The 18,540-nt window shown below is 48.2% G+C and carries 19 protein-coding genes and 1 pseudogene; 16 read left to right on the top strand and 4 right to left on the bottom strand.

Translation table 11 applies throughout. The features are described 5' to 3' along the window. The first annotated feature begins 105 nt into the window (after positions 1–105). From BP71_RS21095 to BP71_RS21075, 5 genes are all read left to right on the top strand, one after another. The gene (locus tag BP71_RS21095; protein WP_496382840.1) at positions 106–1,461 is read left to right on the top strand and encodes a hypothetical protein; all 1,356 of its coding nucleotides are present in this window, start codon (positions 106–108) and stop codon (positions 1,459–1,461) included. A gap of 18 nt (positions 1,462–1,479) precedes the next feature. Next, positions 1,480–1,833: a DUF488 domain-containing protein gene (locus BP71_RS21090; protein WP_496382838.1), complete on the top strand. Its 354-nt coding sequence runs from the start codon at positions 1,480–1,482 to the stop codon at positions 1,831–1,833. 109 nt (positions 1,834–1,942) lie between these two features. Then, positions 1,943–2,143, top strand: a complete 201-nt coding sequence (locus tag BP71_RS21085) for a hypothetical protein (RefSeq protein ID WP_295934861.1) — start codon at positions 1,943–1,945, stop codon at positions 2,141–2,143. A 332-nt stretch (positions 2,144–2,475) separates the two neighbouring features. After that, positions 2,476–2,934 carry a hypothetical protein gene (locus BP71_RS21080; RefSeq protein ID WP_496382836.1) on the top strand — a complete coding sequence of 153 codons (459 nt, stop codon included), beginning with the start codon at positions 2,476–2,478 and terminating at the stop codon, positions 2,932–2,934. 774 nt (positions 2,935–3,708) lie between these two features. Beyond that, complete coding sequence (locus BP71_RS21075) at positions 3,709–4,536, top strand: SGNH/GDSL hydrolase family protein (protein WP_496383143.1); 828 nt, start codon at positions 3,709–3,711, stop codon at positions 4,534–4,536. A 14-nt stretch (positions 4,537–4,550) separates the two neighbouring features. Here the strand turns inward: BP71_RS21075 and BP71_RS21070 are convergent, their stop codons facing one another. Next, on the bottom strand, positions 4,551–5,108 hold the full coding sequence (locus BP71_RS21070) for a DUF4468 domain-containing protein (RefSeq protein WP_496382834.1): 558 nt from the start codon (positions 5,106–5,108) through the stop codon (positions 4,551–4,553). 132 nt (positions 5,109–5,240) lie between these two features. Between BP71_RS21070 and BP71_RS21065 the strand changes: the two genes are divergently transcribed. The 5 genes and pseudogenes from BP71_RS21065 (at position 5,241) to BP71_RS21045 (ending at position 11,591) form a co-directional block, all read left to right on the top strand. Further along, positions 5,241–5,594: a DUF6152 family protein gene (locus BP71_RS21065; RefSeq protein WP_496382832.1), complete on the top strand. Its 354-nt coding sequence runs from the start codon at positions 5,241–5,243 to the stop codon at positions 5,592–5,594. A gap of 2 nt (positions 5,595–5,596) precedes the next feature. Further along, positions 5,597–6,082: a DUF6644 family protein gene (locus BP71_RS21060; protein ID WP_496382830.1), complete on the top strand. Its 486-nt coding sequence runs from the start codon at positions 5,597–5,599 to the stop codon at positions 6,080–6,082. A 78-nt stretch (positions 6,083–6,160) separates the two neighbouring features. Then, positions 6,161–6,622 carry an IS200/IS605 family transposase gene (tnpA, locus tag BP71_RS21055; protein ID WP_496382828.1) on the top strand — a complete coding sequence of 154 codons (462 nt, stop codon included), beginning with the start codon at positions 6,161–6,163 and terminating at the stop codon, positions 6,620–6,622. Positions 6,623–6,782: 160 nt separating this feature from the next. Continuing rightward, positions 6,783–10,445, top strand: coding sequence for a phosphoribosylformylglycinamidine synthase (gene purL, locus BP71_RS21050; protein WP_496382826.1), 3,663 nt, complete (start codon positions 6,783–6,785; stop codon positions 10,443–10,445). A 143-nt stretch (positions 10,446–10,588) separates the two neighbouring features. Beyond that, a pseudogene (locus BP71_RS21045) lies at positions 10,589–11,591 on the top strand (virulence RhuM family protein). Between the two features lie 12 nt (positions 11,592–11,603). Here BP71_RS21045 and BP71_RS21040 read toward each other — a convergent pair. Next, a complete protein-coding gene (locus BP71_RS21040; protein ID WP_496382824.1) occupies positions 11,604–12,224 on the bottom strand; it encodes a TetR/AcrR family transcriptional regulator in 621 nt (206 codons plus the stop codon). Positions 12,225–12,294: 70 nt separating this feature from the next. Between BP71_RS21040 and BP71_RS21035 the strand changes: the two genes are divergently transcribed. Together BP71_RS21035 and BP71_RS21030 are read left to right on the top strand one after the other, a co-directional pair. After that, positions 12,295–12,774, top strand: coding sequence for a hypothetical protein (locus tag BP71_RS21035; protein WP_496382822.1), 480 nt, complete (start codon positions 12,295–12,297; stop codon positions 12,772–12,774). Further along, positions 12,774–13,346, top strand: a complete 573-nt coding sequence (locus BP71_RS21030; RefSeq protein WP_496382820.1) for a cupin domain-containing protein — start codon at positions 12,774–12,776, stop codon at positions 13,344–13,346. The genes BP71_RS21035 and BP71_RS21030 overlap by 1 nt, the downstream gene beginning before the upstream one ends. Positions 13,347–13,348: 2 nt before the next feature. Here the strand turns inward: BP71_RS21030 and BP71_RS21025 are convergent, their stop codons facing one another. Further along, positions 13,349–14,128 (bottom strand): nucleotidyltransferase domain-containing protein, encoded by a 780-nt coding sequence (locus tag BP71_RS21025; RefSeq protein ID WP_496382818.1) that lies wholly within the window; start codon positions 14,126–14,128, stop codon positions 13,349–13,351. A gap of 205 nt (positions 14,129–14,333) precedes the next feature. Here BP71_RS21025 and BP71_RS21020 point away from each other — a divergent pair, with 205 nt between their 5' ends. The 4 genes from BP71_RS21020 (at position 14,334) to BP71_RS21005 (ending at position 16,991) form a co-directional block, all read left to right on the top strand. After that, entirely contained in the window at positions 14,334–14,882 is a 549-nt protein-coding gene (locus BP71_RS21020) for a hypothetical protein (protein ID WP_496382816.1), read from the top strand. A 224-nt stretch (positions 14,883–15,106) separates the two neighbouring features. Then, a complete protein-coding gene (locus tag BP71_RS21015) occupies positions 15,107–15,733 on the top strand; it encodes a P-loop NTPase fold protein (RefSeq protein ID WP_496382815.1) in 627 nt (208 codons plus the stop codon). After that, on the top strand, positions 15,667–16,527 hold the full coding sequence (locus BP71_RS21010; RefSeq protein ID WP_496383141.1) for a KAP family P-loop NTPase fold protein: 861 nt from the start codon (positions 15,667–15,669) through the stop codon (positions 16,525–16,527). Before BP71_RS21015 ends, BP71_RS21010 begins: the two co-directional genes overlap by 67 nt. Before the next feature lie 218 nt (positions 16,528–16,745). Further along, a complete protein-coding gene (locus BP71_RS21005) occupies positions 16,746–16,991 on the top strand; it encodes a hypothetical protein (RefSeq protein WP_496382814.1) in 246 nt (81 codons plus the stop codon). Positions 16,992–17,124: 133 nt separating this feature from the next. Here the strand turns inward: BP71_RS21005 and BP71_RS21000 are convergent, their stop codons facing one another. Further along, entirely contained in the window at positions 17,125–18,477 is a 1,353-nt protein-coding gene (locus BP71_RS21000; RefSeq protein ID WP_496382812.1) for an alpha-L-fucosidase, read from the bottom strand. Between the last annotated feature and the right edge of the window lie 63 nt (positions 18,478–18,540).

The following is an 18,540-nucleotide window of genomic DNA, read 5'->3' as shown; positions in this document are numbered from 1 at the left end:
CGTTTACTCAATGGCGTGAAAAGAGATATTCCTGGCGTGAATTATCAGGCCGGTTGTGCAGGATTGCAGGTTATTTTGTGTCGAACAAAGTAATCCTGTCAAGCCATGAAAACAATTCAAAAATTCCTCTTCTTTCTTATTTTGATATCCGTCGGGCTTTCCGGTTGTAAAAGTGGGGACCCGGAACTAGTCCCCCTAAGTGGCGGCGGCACCGAGGTCGGCATGCCCGACGGCCAGGTTGCCTCCAAAACCATTGGCCCGGATGGCGGCACAATCAACTCTTCCGACAATCAGGTGCAATTGGTGATCCCTGCGGGTGCGCTCTCGAAGCCGACGGAAATCAGCATTCAGCCGATTACGAACCACGCGCCCAATGGACTGGGCCTGGCCTACCGATTTTTACCCGACGGCACTATTTTCGCGAAACCGGCTTCCCTTACTTTTCAATATGATCCGGAAAGGGTGTCGGCAAACGATGCGGAGGCATTCAGGGTGGCCACACAGGGTGCAGACCGTAAATGGTACCGCACGCCTGAGGTCGTAGTGGATACAATTTTACATACCATCAAGACGGCTATGCCTCATTTCAGCGACTGGACTGCCTATGAGCTGGCCATTATTGAAAACCTTGAATTGACCGGAGGGCCTAAGGGGGCAGAATATGTAGAACTGGGCGGATCGGTAGAACTGGAACTTCATTTTTGTAATGCGCTTTCAGTAATGCACGCTGAGAATGAGACTGCGGGAGACTTGCAGGTGCAGGAGCTGAGCTGGCAGGTCCTGGGCGGTGCTGTCAATGGGAGTATTAAATCCAATGGGGGGAAAGAAGTCTTGTTTTATGAAGAAGTGTATAAGGCCACATTCACGGCGCCCACCAAAAACCCACCGAGTAATCCGGTCACCGTTGTCGCGGAGATCACCCTCAAGGGAAGGAAAACGAAGTTGCAGGTCGTCAGGCAAATCCTGGTGGGTAAAGATTATTTCCGGGGTATATTCGGAGGTACACCATTTGATTGGCAGAACATGACCTTTATGCGGGAAGGGAACGGCATTCACATGGGCGGCTGGAACGATAATCCCTCGCAGTCGCTGAATATTTTCGTCAATCCGATCAATCCCGACCAGCCCAATCAGCTCTACGCGTATGGTGAGCTGTCGGACCGGGGCGCCTGGGCGCAGTTTGCCCGGTCGTACGGCGGCGAGCCGGGGTGGATCTCTGCTAACTTTGATTGTGGTAAAAATGGGATGCGCGTATCGGAGGGAGGTGTCACTATCACACAGATCAGCATTGTAAATGGCGCCGAATATATACAAGGTCACTTCAGCGGCACATTTTACATGTTGCCGGGCCCTTGCCCTGCCGGTCTTAAGGCGTTAGCTGCCGAAGGCGAATTCAGGATAAAAAATAAGTTTGGAATCGGACGTAAACCCGCACCCTTGGCTAACTTTAAGGGACATTGATTCCTTACTATCGAGCTTATGAAAATTCAGACCAAGCGGATTTACGAACCCGCGACTGCAACCGACGGCTACCGCATATTGGTTGACCGGCTCTGGCCACGCGGATTGACGAAAGAAGCCGCGGCTGTCGACAGGTGGATGAAGGACGTCGCGCCATCCCATGAGTTGCGCAAATGGTTTCACCACGATATGGAGAATTGGGATGGATTTGTAGAGCAGTACCACGAGGAATTGAAAGACTCAGCCGCGTTCCGGGAATTGCAGTCGCTGGTCTCGGAACAGCAAGTCGTTACTTTATTATATGCCGCGAAAACCGCAGATTACAACCAGGCTCAGGTACTCCGGGAGATGCTCGGAGCACCAGGTTCCTGAATGTGCTACTTGGCAAATGAAGTGACATTTTATAGGAATTTAGTAGTTAAAAATATGGATAATCGGAGTTGTTTATTTATATTTAGGTAAATCAAACTACTTATGACCCATGATGCGATTTATTAAAGTAACCGGCGAATTCGACGAAAGTTTGAATGTAAGTGTTGAAAAAATCCTGTACTACATGGGGTACAGCCACGGATGTACCATCTGGCTCGCCACGAGTATTTCACTGCGGGTAAAGGAATGTGAAGAAGATATCAAAAGACTGATCGAAGAAGCATATATGCAGGACGCCTATCACGGGTGATCTTGTGGAAAAATAGCCTACATAAAAGCCATCCGGAGATAAAGCCGGATGGCTTTTTAGGTTATGTAACAGCCGTTTTTCTCATTGATGCTTATAGGTGTTATAGTATAATTCTAATACATAGATAGAGTGATTAAAGAAGTTTCATCCATTGTTGAAACAAATCGTAAATTTGTAAACTATTGATATACAATAATAGTTTTTACTATTAGCGCCCTGATTGTTGCCATGTTCGAATAGGTTGAAAATGAAAATATTTTGCATTTTGCCGTGTTGCTGAATAAGCTGAATGTGAAGCGGATGATCCGGTGTAAATTTTAAAGTCAAAAGTGATGAAACAAGTACAAAACCATGAAAGCCAGAATGCCGCGTCAGGTTTCCGAGCATTCATTCAACAGATTTTTCCGGTACGTGCCAACAGGCGTTCGGCCGCTCATAAAGCCATTAATAGTGCGAGAGGATGGCGGGATAAAGAGTATTCCGAGAACCGCTACTCGGTATTGTACCTCCTGAACGATCAGTATCAGCATGTAGGATGCCCTACGCAGGAGGATGCACAATCGGTACAGGGCCTAATGCTCACTGACGGCAACCGCGTGCCTGTGGGTATTTATGATTCAAAAACCGACTCGTTCGAATGGGAAATAGTAGGTGAATATCTGGCGTCTCAGAGCTCCGAGGCTCATCAGAATGATCGTCACGAGCGCATTCTCACCATCGCCCGCGCATTGCGCCGCCGCGACGCCAGTTGGCATCCCGGTTACCTGCAAAGACCGGGCTTCTTCGCCTGAACCGGCCCGGTCGGTCAACCGGAAGTCTGTGTAATTTCAGCTGGTCCCGTAGAACGGCAACCGGGCTTTTTTAAGGTAATAAAGAAGAATAAGGGCAATTCGCGAGAATTGCCCTTATTTATTTGTGCGTTCCGAGCTGTTACCAGTTCAGGGTAATAGCCACGTCAGGAAGAATAGATTCAAGCCACAGAAGGAGCTGCGTAACGGAAAGTCCAATTGATACCATGAGATTGATGAGGTTATTTTTGTTGCCTACTCGTTTCAAGTGGTTTTCGGCTGTTCCACATCTTGCAAGATTGTGTAATATTAGTGCTACATATATTAAAAACAAATTCGCTAGTTTATTAAAATTGTTTGAGCCGAGCGTATGCTTGCAATGATTGGAGAAATAGTGAGAAGGGGAAGTGGAATAACTTTCTACGTCTTGTTTGTTTTTAAATTAGCTGTATATGAGATTATTAACTTTCTGATTGGTTTCTTCTATGGGTTGCTGTTTTCGGCTGTCTATATCAAATTGGTGTAGTTTGTTTGTAGTATTAATTAATTTGAAGTGAATTAATACTACTATGAATGAGGGATTGTTCGACCTGTCAGCCAGGCTGGCGGGGCGTTTAATGCGGTTGAATCGTTTTGCTTTTTAGCCGGGCTCTATCTTTTATCGTGGATTCCCCGGAAGAGGAAGATTGACAGGTGAATTTTTTAACGCTCCTGTATTTGCAGCGTCGGATGGTTCCTTTAAATTTCAGGGAAAATCCCAAAATCCCTGACCATATGTTGAAAAAACTTCTGCTGTTTCTTGTGCTGATAATAGTAGTGGTGGCTTCCAGGCCCCGAAAGATCACCTGGGTGGCCATAGGTGACTCGATCACCTACTTGAATGACCATCAAAATGAAACCGGCAATCGGGTTGCCAAAGGGTATCTGACATTGATTCAAGAAAAGTATCCAAGGGTAGAATATATTAATCAGGGGCACAATGGATGGACATCTGTTAACATCGCAGACAAAATCGAGTCGCTAGGTTTGGTGAAGGCGGATGTGTATACTGTGTTTCTGGGAACCAACGACTGGTGGCAGGGCAAAGCGCTGGGGACGATCGCAGATTATGAACAAGGCAATGGTACCGGGACGGTTTATGGGGCATTCCGGGTTATTACCAATAAATTGAAACAGCTCAATAAAAAAGCCAGAATCATTCTCATTACACCTATGCAGCGGGGTGACTTTGTTTATATCAACAGTTACAAGAACAATGCATTCGGCTCCTACAAGCCTAAAAAGGACCAAACGCTCGAGCAATTCGCAAATGCGGTAGTTGAGATCGGGGGTAAAGAAAAGATACCTGTGGTAGATCTATACCACGATAGTGGCATTGATTTACATAATATGGTCAATTTCAAACGATTGAAAGACCCCAAGGCCGGAACGTACAAAGAATACAAATATCCCGACTACGTTGATGTGCCTTTCAATCCCGAAACTGATGAATATCCTTATCCGGTGGAGGCGGGTAATATGACGTACGACGGCCTGCATCCGTCCGACAAGGGCTATGAGGTCATTGCCGGGATGCTGGCGAAAAAATGGAGGGGGTTGAAATAGTTAAACCCCGCCGATTATTCTGTTGCCGCAGCGTTAATATGAGCCTTCAAGTCGGCCAGCAGATTGTACAGGGAGGTGTTAATGCCATCATTGTCGGCCTTAACTATTTGCAATGCGAGTTCTGCTTCCTTCTTCTTTTTGCGGTTGGATTCCGTTTTAACGGCTTGTTCTTTCGCAATGATTGCATCGTTTTCGCCCGAATTCAGTCGGATCGGGCTGCGAACGGCCGAGATGCCATCCAGCGTTGCGATCCGGGCTTCATATTGATTGTCCTGGTATTTGATCCCCAGATCAAACCGCACATACTGGTAGCTGGAATGGATCACCGGAATGTAGCTGGTTATGAGTATAATACCGGCGTTCTGGTCGTCACTGGTGATGGCGTTTTCGACATTGCCGAATTTTTTTTCTGCCCAGCCTACTATTTTTTGATGAAGTGCAGCCTGACTCAATTTGGGCTGGCCGGAGTCGGTATAGCTGATATTGTTTTTGGAATCAAGCGGAAGACGGCCGTCTTGTGCGAATGTGGTGGTTGCTGCGGAGAGCAGCAGGAGCAAAAGGAGATGTTTCAAGGCGAATCAGGAATTGATGAACGGGCAAAGATAACGGAAACATCTTGCCGGACTGGCACGCACTTTGTATTTGGTTTAGTTTTTAAAAACCAATGATTTGGTTATTTTTAACTTTACTAAAATCAGCAGGTTATGACTAAGCTCAAAAACATTTCGTTAGCAATGGCGCTGCTCTTCTGCGCGTCCTTTACGATTCTTCACCACGGCTGGGCCGATTACGACCAGACCAAGCCGACGGATTTTAAAGCAAAAATTGAAGAAGTGACTTACGAAAACCCGCATGTACTTGCGAAGGTGAAGTACAAAAAGGAAATGACGGTCGTGTACCTTGCGCCGATAACACGCATGGAGTCCCGCGGTTTGAATCAGGATATGATCAAAAAAGGCACCACAATCCGTTTTGTTGCCTATCCTCACAAAACCGAGAAAAATGAAATGCGGGCTGAACGCATCTTCGTCGGTGATGATAAATTCGAACTCCGCTAGGCGTGCAGTCATATCACCAATGGCTGGAATGGCTGGAAAAATCGTCCTGGGCAGCCGGGATCAGGCAGTCGCTATGGCTGTACCCCGCTTTGGAGATTGTACATATATTAGGTATTATCATGCTTGTGGGCGCAGCGCTCCTGTTCGATCTGCGCCTGCTGGGTTTCTCCCGTGCGCTGCCTCTCAGGGGGCTTTCAAGGTACTTGCTGCCCTGGTCGCAGCGCGGGCTAGTCTTCATTATTCCTTCCGGCCTCCTGCTATTCATCACCAATGCGCAGGCGCTTGGCACCGATCCCGTTTTTTGGACTAAAATGGCGTTGATACTGCTCGCAGCGCTCAATGTTTTCTGGTTTCACCGGTTTATTTACGGGCCATTCACGCGATGGGGCGCCACCGGCGAGCTGCCGGGTGCCGCCCGTTTATGCGCGTTGATTTCCATCGTGGTATGGATAGCGGTGGTGGCTTGCGGGAGGTTGCTGGCTTATTGAGCGGAAGCCGTTCGCTCATTGGTTTGCGATGCAACGATTTATGTTTTTAGCTTTTCGCTGAACGTAAATCCGTGACTTATGGGCAATTCTTATTCTCAAATCTTCATTCAATGTGTTTTTGCGGTAAAATATCGTGCTGCCCGGCTGCATAAGCCTTGGCGGGTTGAATTATTTGCAGTAATCGGCAACCTAATTAATGAGACCGGGTCGAAGACGCTCATTGTGAATGGTGTTGAGGATCATGTGCATTGTCTTTTTGTGCTGAAACCGGCACAATCGGTTGCAGAGGTCATGAAGGTGGCGAAGGCGAAGTCTTCGAAATGGCTCAATGACTCAGGTTTTCTTCGAAGTCGATTTGAATGGCAGGTTGGTTATGGTGCATTCTCTTACAATAAGGCCGAAATCAAGCGGGTTTACAGATATATTGAAAATCAGGAAGAACATCATTACGGAATCACTTTCCCGCAAGAATATCTAGAAATGCTGGTAATGAACGGCGTTGAATTTCAGGAACAATATCTTTTCCATGCGCCCGTCTGATTCCTTTTTCAGGGATTTAAATCCCTGGCTGGAGTATCGTTCGTGCCTCCGGCACTGGGCCTCGGAAGTGCCCGAGGTACGAATGATTTTTTAAACCAGGCAATTCATTGCCTGGTTTAAAAAACAAAAAAGCCGTACCTTTGCGCCTTAATTGGACATCATGATTTACTTCTTCACTGGCGGGGACGAAACCGTCTTTGCACTACAAACCGAGCGAACGCTCGATGCCTCCGATTCCTCTAAATTAAGCTGGCTTTTCGGCGGCGCTGAACTCCGGAAGGAGACCGTTCTCACAGATTATTTCGTCGGGCCACGCGCTGCCATGATCACGCCGTGGAGTACCAATGCCGTCGAGATTACCCAGAATATGGGCCTGGAAGGCATCGTTCGCATTGAGGAATTCAAGAAGGTAATCGCTGATTTCACGGATTTCGATCCCATGCTTTCGCAGAAATACAGCGAGCTGAACCAGGAAATTTACACCATTGATATCAAACCTGAGGCTGTTCAGGAAGTCGACGATATTGCTGCCTATAACAAGCAGGAAGGCCTTGCATTAAATGACGAGGAAGTCGATTACCTGACAGGTCTTGCCGAAAAGCTCGGCCGCAAACTGACCGACTCCGAGGTGTTCGGTTTTTCACAAGTGAACTCCGAGCATTGCCGTCACAAGATATTCAACGGCGTATTTGTGATTGATGGCGAGGAGCAACCGGTTTCACTTTTCAAGCTGATCCGCAAAACATCCGAAACGAACCCGAACTCGATCGTTTCGGCATATAAAGACAACGTAGCATTCCTCAAAGGGCCGGTCGTGCAGCAATTCGCTCCCAAGCGCCCGGATGTGCCGGAGTACTACGAAATCAAAGATTTTGAATCCGTACTTTCATTGAAAGCGGAAACCCACAACTTCCCGACTACCGTGGAGCCGTTCAACGGCGCCGCAACGGGTTCAGGTGGCGAGATCCGCGACCGTCTTGCGGGCGGGCAGGGCTCGATTCCATTGGCAGGGACGGCCGTATATATGACCGCTCTCTCGCGTTTAGAGGAGAATCGTCCCTGGGAAAAAGGAGTAGACGAGCGCAAATGGCTCTATCAAACTCCAATGGATATTTTGATCAAAGCTTCCAATGGCGCTACTGATTTTGGAAACAAATTCGGCCAGCCGCTGATCGTCGGCTCGGTGCTTACATTCGAGCATGAGGAAGACGGTCGCAAGCTGGGTTACGACAAAGTGATTATGCAGGCTGGCGGTATTGGATACGGTAAAGCTGAGCAGGCCAAAAAGCATACGCCAGCTACCGGCGACAAAGTGGTGGTAATGGGGGGTGAAAACTACCGGATCGGGATGGGAGGCGCGGCCGTTTCTTCTGCCGATACCGGTGCATTCGGTTCAGGTATTGAATTGAATGCCATCCAGCGCTCCAACCCCGAAATGCAGAAGCGCGTAGCCAATGCAGTACGCGGAATGGTGGAAAGCGGCAACAATACCATTGTTTCGATCCACGACCACGGCGCAGGCGGGCATTTGAACTGCCTCTCCGAACTCGTAGAAGAAACAGGCGGTAAAATCGATCTCGATAAATTGCCGGTTGGTGACCCAACACTTTCCGCGAAAGAAATCATCGGGAACGAATCCCAGGAAAGAATGGGCCTCGTGATCAGCCAGGATGATATCGACTTCCTTCAACGCATCGCCGACCGCGAACGCGCGCCGATGTATACGGTAGGAGAGGTGACAGGTGACCACCGCTTCACATTCGAATCGTCGACCACCGGCGCCAAGCCGATGGATTTGGCAATGGACGAAATGTTTGGCAGTTCACCCAAAACTTACATGCGCGACAAAACCGTGGAGCGCAGCTATGAGTCGGTGCAATATGAAACTTCAAAACTGCACGAGTATCTCGAACAAATGCTGCAACTGGAGGCGGTAGCGTCCAAAGACTGGCTGACCAATAAGGTCGACCGTTGCGTAGGTGGCCATGTCGCGAAGCAGCAAACTGCGGGCCCGCTGCAATTGCCATTGAACAATGTGGGTGTAATGGCCCTCGACTTCCAGGGCAAGTACGGTATCGCAACGTCCATTGGTCACGCGCCGCTATCGGCATTGATCGATCCGGCGGCAGGTAGCCGCAATGCGGTAGCCGAAGCACTTTCCAACATCGTTTGGGCTCCATTGAAAGACGGACTGGCAACAGTTTCACTTTCAGCCAACTGGATGTGGGCTTGTAAAAATGAAGGCGAGGACGCGCGTTTGTACAAAGCCGTACAAGCCTGTTCCGATTTCGCGATCAGCCTCGGTATCAACATCCCGACAGGAAAAGACTCCCTGTCGATGAAGCAGAAATACAAAGACGGCGATGTCATCGCGCCGGGTACCGTCATTATTTCGGCGGGCGGTCATTGTGACGACATCACAGCTGTTGTAGAGCCGGTATTGAAAAAATCGGGCGGTTCTATTTATTATATCAACCTGTCGGGCGACCGTTTCAAACTCGGTGGCTCGTCATTCGCACAAATCCTGAATAAGATTGGTTCTGAAACGCCTGATATTCAGGATGCGGCACAGTTCAAGGCGACATTCAATGCGATCCAGCAGTTGATCAAAGCCGGTAAAATCCAGGCGGGTCACGACATCGGTAGCGGTGGTTTGATCACCACGTTGCTGGAAATGTGTTTCGCCGACCGCGATTTGGGTGCATCCATCGATCTGTCTGCACTCGGCGATCAGGATATTATAGAGAAATTGTTCGCTGAAAACATCGGTATCGTGTTCCAGGCCGACGAATCGGCCGAAGCCGTGCTTGCGGAAAGCGGAGTCGCATTCCACAAAATCGGTACCGTGAACCTTGCTTCTACACTGACTGTGAAAGACGCAACAGGCAAATGGGATTTCGATATCGACCATCTACGTGATGTTTGGTTTAAAACATCTTATTTGTTAGACCAAAAACAGACTGGCAACGGTCTCGCGAAAGAGCGTTTCGACAATTACAAGCACCATGTGCTGCGCTATAAATTTCCTGCGCAGTTTGACGGTAAAAAGCCTGTGATCGACGCCTCCAAGCCACGTCCGAAAGCCGCGGTACTCCGCGAAAAGGGCAGTAACTCCGAGCGCGAACTCGCCAATGCCATGTACCTCGCTGGTTTCGATGTGAAGGACGTACACATGACCGACCTCATTTCCGGCCGCGAGACCCTGGAAGATATTCAGTTCATCGGTGCAGTAGGTGGTTTCTCGAACTCCGACGTATTGGGCTCTGCCAAAGGATGGGCCGGGGCATTTTTATACAACGAAAAGGCCAAAATCGCGCTCGAAAACTTCTTCAAACGCGAAGACACGCTTTCTGTTGGTATTTGTAACGGTTGCCAGCTCTTCGTCGAGCTCGGCCTCATTAACCCGGATCACGAAGAGAAACCGAAAATGCTCCATAACGCGAGCCATAAGCACGAGAGCATTTTTACGTCGATGACCGTTCAGCCTAACAATTCCGTGATGCTTTCTTCGCTCGCAGGTAGTACGCTGGGCGTATGGGTATCGCACGGAGAAGGCCGCTTCCAGTTGCCATTGCCTGAAAATCAATACAACATCGTTTCCAAATATGGTTACGAAACTTATCCGGCCAACCCGAATGGCTCGGATTACAACACCGCCATCCTTTGCGATAGCACCGGCCGTCACTTGGTAACAATGCCGCACATCGAAAGATCACTTTTCCAATGGCACTGGGCAAATTATCCTGAGGGCCGGAAGGACGAAGTTTCACCTTGGATGGAAGCGTTTGTGAATGCGAGGAAGTGGATTGAAGGGAGGCGATAGTTTTAAGGAGGAAAGGGAGGATGGAGGAAGTGTTTGCCTTCTGATAAATGGGCCCGTTGCGATGGTAATCGTGACGGGCTTTTTTGATTGAAAGTTTTAGTTTTGAGAACGATTGAGATAATCACACCATAAACGTTAGAGGCATGAATCAACCGGAAATGATCATTTACGAAGCTGAAAACGGCAAGGTTTCGGTGGTCCTTTATGCCAAAGACGGAAATATCTGGTTGAGCCAGAATCAAATTGCAGAACTTTTTGGGACCTCAAAGCAAAATGTCAGTCTACACATTATTAATATACTGAAAGATAAAGAGTTGGATGAGAATTCAGTTGTCAAGGATTACTTGACAACTGCCGCAGACGGCAAGAATTACAACGTCACATTCTACTCGCTGGAAATGATTCTCGCGATTGGGTTTCGTGTGAGAGGTAATCGCGGTACCCAGTTCCGGCAATGGGCTAACCATAATTTGCGGGAGTACATTGTTAAGGGTTTTGTCATGGACGACGAGCGCCTCAAAAATCCTGATGGCCGTCCTGACTACTATGATGAACTTCTTAATCGGATACGGGATATTCGGGCTTCCGAAAAGCGTTTTTATCAGAAGATTCGGGACCTTTTTGCGCTCAGCATTGACTATGACAAGACTGACAAAGCAACGCAAATGTTTTTCGCCGAAACACAGAACAAATTGCTGTATGCGATAACGGGAAGTACTGCGGCGGAGATTGTTACAACCAGGGCTGACTACACGAAACTTAATATGGGACTGACGACTTGGGCCGGTGCAATTGTCCGTAAACAGGACATCGTGATTGCGAAATTATCTTACCGCTGACGAACTGGACAGTTTGAATCGCTTCGTATCCGTGTTTCTGGAAACTGCGGAACTTAGAGCAAAGAACAGACAGCAAATCAAAATGGATTTTTGGCGGGAAAATGTCGATCGGATTATTGAATTCAATGATAAAGAGGTACTTACGGATAAAGGCAGCATTAGTAATGCGGAGATGGAGGAAAAAGTAGCGATCGTCTATCGGCAGTTTGACGCCAATCGGAAAAAGAAGGATGCGGAGCGAGCGGACGCCGCCGACCTGGCAGAACTGATCGGTTGGGAAATGCTTGTAAAAAGGAGTAAGCCCTGAAATCAGAAGTCATCACAATTCCCCCACAAACCGATCAATATCCCCAATCCCCTTCTTCGTAGCATAAGGCCGCAACAAATGCGCCTTCATCCGTAAATAATGCGTCAATAGCGATGCCAGGTTCTGCCGGGATTCGGTGAGGACTGCTTCCGAGAGCCAGAAACGGCTTTGCAGACTGTTGCTGGAAACGATCAGTAATTTATCATCCTCACAACTGAATTTCAGGTATTTATTTTCTTCCAAAAGTCCGATGTCGTGTATCAGCCCGGACATTCTGTTCTGTATTACATTGCCCTGGTAGTTCGCGGCAATGCGGGTGTTTTGTTCCATCAGATGCACCATGCTCAACATCAGGCATTGGTATTTCACGCCATTTTCAAAGAGCAGTTTGTTTTTGAATAGGAAATCATACAAACTCGTTACAGGTAAGTCGCTGTGAATCTTTGAATTGGACTCGGTGTAGGCCTGGCTGATGCTGAAAACCAGATCGTCCTTCGTCGGGAAATAGTAGGTCAGGTTGCCGATGCGCATGCCAAGGTCGGCCGCCAATTCGCGCATGCCTACGTACTCGATGCCTTTGAGGTTGAAGAGCTCCAATGCCCGTTTAATAATTTTTTCCTGGGTCGCGTTCATGAAAATTTGGTCAATGTCCTAAATCGTATTAATTTTAGGTCGTTGTCCAAAAATAGAACTTTTAAATCTCATGACGAAATCATTTCCAAACATCTTGCACATTCTGGCGTCGATTGCCTTTATCACGATCATCGGCGCCGCCATTTACGAACAAGCCGCAGTAGTACCCATATGGGCCGCCGCGCCGCCGTATTCACTTTCCATGTTTCAGGGCGAGTATGGCCTGCAAGCTGGTAACTTTTGGAAGCCGGTACATCCCGTAGCCATTTTGTTGCTCGCAGCTGCATTGATTACCAACTGGCGCCAGCCACGACGCAAACAATTGCTGATCACACTCGGTGGATACGTGCTGATACTGGTCATTACCGGGATATATTTTGTCCCCGAACTTTTGTCGATTACTACTTCGACCTACTCAACTGCCGTGAGCGATGATCTGACCGGCCGCGCCAAAATCTGGGAAACGCTGAGCCTCGTGCGGCTGGGTACATTATTGGTTTTGGGCGTAGTACTTTTAAATGGTTTAGGCGTAAAAACGAGAGAGAACTAATGGAAACTGCGACGATGACAATGGCATATCCCGTTACGATCGACAATGGTCATGGTGAGTGGATCACCTTCCTCGGTCGCGAGCTACGCGACGGTACGGAGTACATCCAAGTTGAAAACCAGGTAAGCCCTGGCGCAGGCCCGCCCATGCATGTGCACCATCAGCAGCACGAAAGCCTGCACATTCTTGAAGGCAAAATGGGTGTCGAAATCCTTGGCGAGCAGCCTTACTACTTGCACAAAGGCGAATCGGCCACCTTCGAAGCCGGCATTGCCCACCGTTTCTGGAACGCAGGCGACGGCACGTTGTATTGCAAAGGCGAAATCTGGCCGCCGCATAATATTGAGTATTTCCTGGGGGAAATCTACCGCTCCTCGCGGGAGAACGGCAACGGTCGCCCAAGCGCATTCGATGCGGCTTATCTACTCCGGAAATACCACACAGAGTTTGATATGCTGGGCATTCCCGCATTTGTGAAGAAAGTGATTTTTCCTGTTGTATTGTTTTTGGGAAAATTACGGGGAAAAGACAGGCGGTTCAAAGATGCGCCGGAAGCACAGCCGGCGCGTTAATTTCAGATTTTCACATTCCAAACTTCCGCCAGTGTTTCCCTGAAAAGTGAGTTCAATGCAGCGGTATCGGGCATAGTCGTTGGCGGGAGTTGTTTTGCGTATTCTTTGTAAAATGCGAGTTTCTCCGTCAGGAAATCGTGCAGCAGTGGAATGCGCGGCTCCTCGCTGAGCTCTTCACCAGCAGATTTGCGGATGAGCAAGGCATTGATTTCTTTTCGCACGGCATCGTCTTTCACCTGGCTGTCGAGCAGTTTGATGAACTCCGTAGGTGCCATCGTGTCAGTCGTGCGTATCCAGTCGCAGGCCAGCACAGGCCGCAGCACATAGAAGTACTTTTTGACCCGCACCATATCTTTAAGTAGGTAATCCTTATAATTACCATCCGCCATGCTGAGGTAATGGTGCAGGCAAGAGCGTGGGTTGAAATATTGCCTTTTCAGTTCCCGCAGGCGCTCTGCCGTTGTGAACTGTTCCCGGTAAACGATCGGACTATCGAGCCATTCGAGCATCGGCGGGTTCGATTTCCTGAAAAGCCGCAGCGCCTTCCGCAGCTCCCAGCCGGCGAGGTCGATGTCGTTGGGCAATATCTCCTCCTGATTATCTTTTTTGTCGTCGATCTGCAAATACCACTCGGGCCGGTGCACATAAATATACCGCACATCCCAATCGCTATTCACCGAAGCAAACCCCCAAGCCCGGCTTCCGCTTTCGACGGCGTAGAGGATCTGGATGTTGTACTGGGTTTCGAGGCGGTCGAGTTCTTGCTGGATTTCGATGGTCATGGTTGAAATACTTAATTGTAATGTCAAGCAATATACCCGCTTTCCGTAATTCCACCTTACTCCGTCATTTACTCCATCGGTTAGTCCCTCATTTTGTCCATCACATGCTCGGCGAGAAAGATTTCATTATCGAAGTAAAAACTTATTAAACGGTTTTCAGATTAATACGAATTACTTCTAATTGAGTGCTTAATCCCCTCCACTCATGACGGCAGAATCCCTCAATGCGCAACTCGCGCAAATCTATCAAACCTACATCCAATCCATATATTCGAAAGAGTGGGAAGACAATGTTTCCGCGCCCTTGCTCATGCACGTGTATGATGAGTACGTGACGATGGACCGCAAAATCCTTTTCGTCGGGCAGGAAACGCATAGTTGGGACTGCAACAGCACCACGCCGTCAGGCGATCTGCAAAACCGCAATGCAGAAGGTTTTGAGTTGCTGAAAGCTGAAATCGGTATTTTGAAGCCCGATGTTGTCGTGTTTCTTACCGGGTCCAAATACGATGAACGCATTAATACGGTGTTCAAGCCAGAGCGGGAGACCATTTTGCCCGATGGATATTTGTACCGGCTTTCGACAAGCGATGGTTCGCTGGCGGCTCATACTTTTCAGACTAAACATCCTCGGACGTTGCTAGGTAATCATCGGGCTAAGATGGCGAATCGGTATCGTGAGGTTTTGGGGAAGGTAGTTGAATATTCCTTAGATATCAAACTTGCGTCCTTTGAGCTCAGCCTCTCGCAATAGCGAAATTACAATGGCTTTTACTTGCTCTTCGGACACTTGCTGGTTTTCCAGCGCCATATTGCCAATTACTGACTCGGTGATCATTGACGTGACGTAGGCTTTTTGGCGGAGTTTGGAGTGTTTATCGAATAGTTTCATGGATTCAATAATAGGTATTTCAGAGCTTTACCCTACTGCGTCAGGCGAGGCGGTAAAAATCATAATTTAAATATATAGCAAACCAAATGTATATCAGACATAACGATTTACAAATACCGGAGGATAATCCATTCTCCGCTTGCAAATTAGATAGGAAGAAATATGCAGATGTTCTGACGGATCTGGTTGGCGGATTCGGGACGGGATTCGTTTTGGCAATTAACAGCGAGTGGGGAACGGGAAAGACTACGTTCGTGAAGATGTGGCGACAAGATCTTCAAAATGCTGGTTTTGAGACTCTGTACTTCAATGCTTGGGAAAATGATTTTGAAGGTAACCCGCTTGTTGCGATCATGTCTGAGCTCAAATCCTTAACTAGGAGCAAAACAATAGTTGAATTTAAGTCGCTAGTGAAAAAGGGAGCGGTGCTGACGAAAAATCTTGCTCCGGCAGTATTTAAAGCCTTGGCGAATAGGTATATCGATCAGCAAACGCTGCTAGATGGTTTAGAAAATGCCTCGAAAGCTGCGGTGGAAATTCTTGAAAAGGAAATCGAAGCTTATGCAAATCGCAAGAAGGAGTTAAGCGATTTTCGAAGAGACCTGGAAAGTTTTGTGAGCAAAGGGGGGGGGGGGACAAGCCGCTTATTTTCTTTATCGATGAGCTTGACCGTTGCCGACCGAGTTATGCGGTTGAAGTTTTGGAACATATGAAGCATTTCTTTACGGTTCCCGGGATTGTTTTCGTTCTCGCTATTGACAAAGAGCAGCTTGGTCATGCGGTGCGAGGCATTTATGGAAGCGAACAGCTCAACGCTGACGAGTATTTGCGGCGATTCATTGACTTGGAATATTCAATCCCTGTGCCAAGTACCAAACACTTTGTGGATTACTTGTATGATTATTTTGCTTTTGATCAGTTTTTTAGGGCGCAGGAAAGATTACAGTACGACCGAAGAGGAGAAGAGCGAGAAGCTTTTTTGTCTCTTGCGGAGGTTCTTTTCGACAAGACCAAGCTGACTCTCAGACAACAGGAAAAGATTTTTGCACATGCGAGAATGTCTCTCAAAAGTTTTTCATATAGAAACTACCTACTTCCAAGTGCTTTTTTATTTTTGGTATACCTGAAATCGCTTAAAGGTTCTTTATATAAATCAATTAAAGGAAAGGAAATATCGCTGCAAGACTTATCGGATGAGTATTCGGAGATTTTTCAGGGAATAGTAGTTGATGAATACAAAATAAATAGTTTTTTGTACTTGCAAGCTCAACTAGTGAATTTGTATAATAACTACATTCATAAGCCCAACGGGAAGCAACTTGTAACGCGCGGTAGCAACGGCGAAAAAGAGTCTACGGAGGTCAAATCAGCGCTAGATCATTCAAAAGGAAATCGTTCATTTGCGGAGGCGATTATTTCACTCAATAGAGATCCTGATGAGCAAAGTATTTCAATCGAACATCTTCTTAATAAAATAGACTTGACTAGTCCGCTTGTTACCAAATAGCCAGGTGACATTATGCCGTTAGAAAAATCTCGTTTCATTAATTTGTATGCTATCACTTTTCTCCCGAATATGCGCCTTCCCAAAAAATGCGCGTAAAATGAGAAAGTTCAGAAGTATTGCCCTGTTATGGTGTGGATCAGGTGAAAGCCCCAAGGCGCTTACGCGAGCGCGGGACACCTAAGACAGGGCATTTTTATTCATCCCCAAAAACGCGTTTTATGTACAACAAACTAACTGAAATCGAATCCCCGGATTCGGCCACACTCGCCTACGGCGAACACGTCAAAGCCTTGTTAACGATGAACGCCCCCGCAGAATGGGTCGAAGACCTTTGGACGATCTACACCGGCTACATGATTGCGCAAACCGAGCTAGGCCACAACCCACGTGCGAGCGACCTGTTTTGCACATTCCGCGAGCTTGTCTTTTTCTTCCAAAAGATCGAAGAACGAAAGGCGGCATAGGACCAATGGACAATTAGTAGAGCCTTCCGGCACATTTTCAATCACTCACGTTCCTCTATTTACATTTCAACACAAACAAAAAATGGAGACCACCCAGGCAGCCTCCATTCCAATGCATTAGCAGTGTCAGGCGTCATTGCGCCCCATCAATCCCCGATTTCGAAGTCTTTTTCTCCTCGGGAGCCTTAAACTTCGCATTCGAAATCTTCAAAACCACCGCATTAGGCCACGTCCTATTCGTATAAAACCGCTGTCCGTTCACAGCGCTTACCGCCAGCCCGAGAGGCGTTGCGGCCGACCGTATCGACGCGTCGAAATTGTTTACATATTCTACCAGTTCGCTCCCGTAACCCAGCACTTCCACCTTGGTAGCAGCCGTGCCTTCAATCATCGGGAAGAGGAATTCGCGGCGTTGGCCGTATTTCCATTCGTCGTCGCGCTTTTTGGTGATGAAGGCGTAAATAGACCTTTCGTCGTTCGATTGCGTGAACCAGATATCCTTATCGCGGATGACGGGCAATGGTTTGACGGCGTATATGGATTCTCCGTTCGCGAAGTTCCAGAGGGCGATTTCGCGCAGGAGGGCTTCCTGCTCGATCTGGATTTCACCATTAGGTTTAGGGCCGACGTTCAACAGGAAGTTGCCGCCCTTGGCGCGGATCTCGATGAGCATGTTGATGATCTCGGTGCCCGATTTGTGCGGGTCGTTGGTCGGTTTGTATTGCCAGTCGGTGCCCATCGTGTAACACGCTTCCCACGGGCGCGGCGCGGCTTTGTCGGGGATGTTTTGCTCGGGCGTGTTCATGGCGTCGCGCGTGATGACGAGCTCGGGTTGCAGGCTCCACGCGTACTCGCGCAGCCCGTCGCCGGGGCCGTCGAAGAACATGATGTCGATCTTTCCGTAGTTGGTGAGCAGTTCCTTGATTTGCGCCTTGTCGTAGGCCATCAGTTTCGGATTGTTCATCGGGAACTGGCGCTTGTCCTGCAAACGGCCGAGCGGGATGTTGTTCTGGTGGAAAAACAGGAAATCTTCCGGTGAAAAATACAGTCCGATAGCAATGCCCTGCTTGCGGAATGCCTCGATGATCTCCTTGGTCACATCTCGCTTGAAGGGCGTGTTCATGACATTGAATGTCGTCGTTTTGGTATCGAACATGCAGAAACCGGCGTGGTGCTTGGTCGTGAAAACGACATATTTCATCCCTGCGAGCCGCGCGGCAGTCGCCCATTCGTCCGGATCAAACTTTTTAGGGTTGAAGAACGTCGGTAGTTCCTTGATGTACCGGTTCACATAATCGTCCGAAGCCCCGGCCAGCGAATGGCTGATCACCGTCCCAAGAGACACGTCCACATTCCAGTGAATAAACATCCCGAAGCCAAGGTCCTGGAACCATCTGACGCGGTCGGGTTTGTTGGTTGTTTGCTGGGCGAGGGTGGGGGCGGCGAGGCTGAGGAATAAGAGTAGTGTAAAAAAATTTGAGCGCATTGGAGTGAAATGGTCTTTTTAGAAAGATAAAAATCCGGAATGATGATACTCTTTTTGCATCGG

The sequence above is a fragment of the Dyadobacter ginsengisoli DSM 21015 genome, from assembly GCF_059568735.1.
Note: the sequence above shows the minus strand (reverse complement) of the source record. Positions and strands in the feature narration are given on the sequence as shown.